This is a genomic window from Methylobacterium gossipiicola (assembly GCF_900113485.1).
GTDB classification, from domain to species: Bacteria; Pseudomonadota; Alphaproteobacteria; order Rhizobiales; family Beijerinckiaceae; genus Methylobacterium; species Methylobacterium gossipiicola.
On sequence record NZ_FOPM01000064.1, the window covers coordinates 1 to 2190 of the forward strand.

The 2190-nt window shown below is 66.1% G+C and carries 1 protein-coding gene and 1 pseudogene; both read right to left on the minus strand.

The genetic code is table 11. From position 1 onward, the window contains the following. Nucleotides 1–1787 (minus strand): methyl-accepting chemotaxis protein (locus tag BM249_RS20985; RefSeq protein ID WP_091975547.1); only part of this gene is annotated, 1787 nt, incomplete at its 3' end. 160 nt (nt 1788–1947) lie between these two features. Beyond that, a pseudogene (locus BM249_RS21820) lies at nt 1948–2190 on the minus strand (methyl-accepting chemotaxis protein); the annotation flags it as partial.

Consider the following 2190-nt stretch of genomic DNA (forward strand, 5'->3'; position numbering starts at 1 on the left):
GCGTTCTCGGCGTTCTGCTTCACGTTGGCGGCCATCTCCTCCATGGAGGCCGAGGCTTCCTCCGTGGACGACGCCTGTTCCGTCGAGCCCTGGGACAGCTGCTCGGCCGAGGCCGACAGTTCCTGCGAGCCCGACGACACGTTGCCGGCCGCCATCAGGGCTTCCGTCACCACGCCGCGCAGCTTCGTCAGCATGGTCTGCAGGGCGAGGCCCATGGCGTCCTTGTCCGACTGAACCGTGGCATCGACAGTGAGGTTTCCGCGCGCGATCTCGCCAGCGAGGTCCGCCGTCGCACGCAGATTCACCAACATCGCTTGGAGGGCGAGGCCCATCGTATCCTTGTCCGACTGGACCGTGGCCTCGAGGTCGAGGTTCCCATTCGCGATCTCACCGGCAAGCTCCGCCGTCGCCCGCAAATTCACCAGCATGGCCTGCAGGGCGAGGCCCATCGTGTCCTTGTCCGACCGGACCGTGGCCTCGACGGCGAGGTTTCCCCTCGCGATCTCGCCGGCAAGACCCGCGGTCGCCCGCAGATTCACCAGCATGGCCTGGAGCGCGAGCCCCATCGTATCCTTGTCCGACTGGACCTTGGCCTCGACGGCGAGATTTCCGCTGGCGATTTCACCGGCGAGATGCGCGGTGGCGGTGAGATTGGCGGTCATGCGATTCATGGCCGTCACGAGGTCGCCGATCTCATCCTGCGATGTCACCGCCTCGGTCTTGCTCAGGTCACCCATGGCGACGGCATCCGCAAGGGCCACCGTCCGGGCGAGACCGCGCGAGATCGAGAGGGCGAGCCAGGTGGCGATGGCGAGGCCAAGGAGGAGTGCCGCCGCCACCGTCGCGAGCAGGATGCTCTGTCCTTCGCTCGACGTGGCCCGCGCCTGCGTCACGGTCTGAACCATCCGGCGATTCTGGAAGTCGATGAAGGCATCGAACGCCCGGGCCGTCGCCGTGCTCAGAACCGCGTACTCGCCGCCCGCGAGTTCGACGGCCCTGAGGGAGCCGGCGTCTTCGATCACGGTGAGAACCTTTCCGAACGCGTTCGACCAAGCCTCGAACTTCTGCCGCATGCCGTCGCTGCCGATCCCGGCGGCGTTCATGGCTCCGATCAGAGCATTCAACGCATGCGCGGCCTCGTCGCGCGTCCGTCGGCTCTCGGCGACGCGCTGCTCCAAGATGCGCAAGTTCGAGGCCCCGACAGCCGCTTGCAGTTCGCCCCAAGCCTCGTCGGAATAGGACTGAACGGCAACGGCGTTTCGGATCAGGTCAGGAAAGGTCTGCAGGTCCGATCGGCCGAGGATGGACCCGATCTCGGCGCGAAGGGCGACCATGGTCGGGCGGCCGGAACCGTTGATCTCCTCCCACGCCCTGGCACCGGTGTTGATCCGGGTCATCTCCAGGACCTTGGTGGCCAGCACGCGCTGCTTCTCGTACTTTTCCGAGATGTCGTCGAAGAGCCGCTTGCCCTCCTCCGAATTGATGTAGCCCTTGGCCTTGGCCATGGTGGCAAGCGCATCCGCACGGTTGTCGGCCGCGCGCTTGCTGAAGTCGGCCTTGGCGGCGTCATCGGTGCCGAGCACGGCAGCACGGGTGTTGGAGATGCTGCGGATGGTTTGGGCTTTGGCGTCCAGTGCCAGAGCTTGGACTTCGAAGCGACCGACGATGAAGTTCATCGCTTCATCCGACGCACGGAGCTTTTGGTAGCCAAGTCCGCCCGCGATGGCGGTAAGCGCCAGTACGGCGCCGAAGCCCGCGACCAGCTTCGTCTTGATTGTGAAACGCATATCCTTGTTCTCCGCGGAGATATTGGTGAACAGACCGAGATGCGCAGATCGGCCATCACCGAGACCACTTCCTTGACCCGGTGAACGGGCATGGCATGAGGGTTTTGTCTGCTGCCGGTGGCGGTCCGCTCCGAAGACGATCCGGAGCGGATGTTTGCGTTCAAGCGCTGCGCTTGAAGTCGGCGTCGTGCTCGTCCTCCCCGCCCATGTCGAAGGCGAACCCGCCCGAGGCCGGCTGCGACCGGGCGGGCCGACGCGGGGCCGCCGCCACCTTGGGCGAGCGCACCACCGCCGAGGGCGCCCGCATCCGGCTCGCCGTCTCGCGCAGCTGCGTCACCGCCACGTCGACGTTGCCATGGCTCGAACCGGCCTCGTCGATGCGGAAGTACGAGATCGTCGCCTG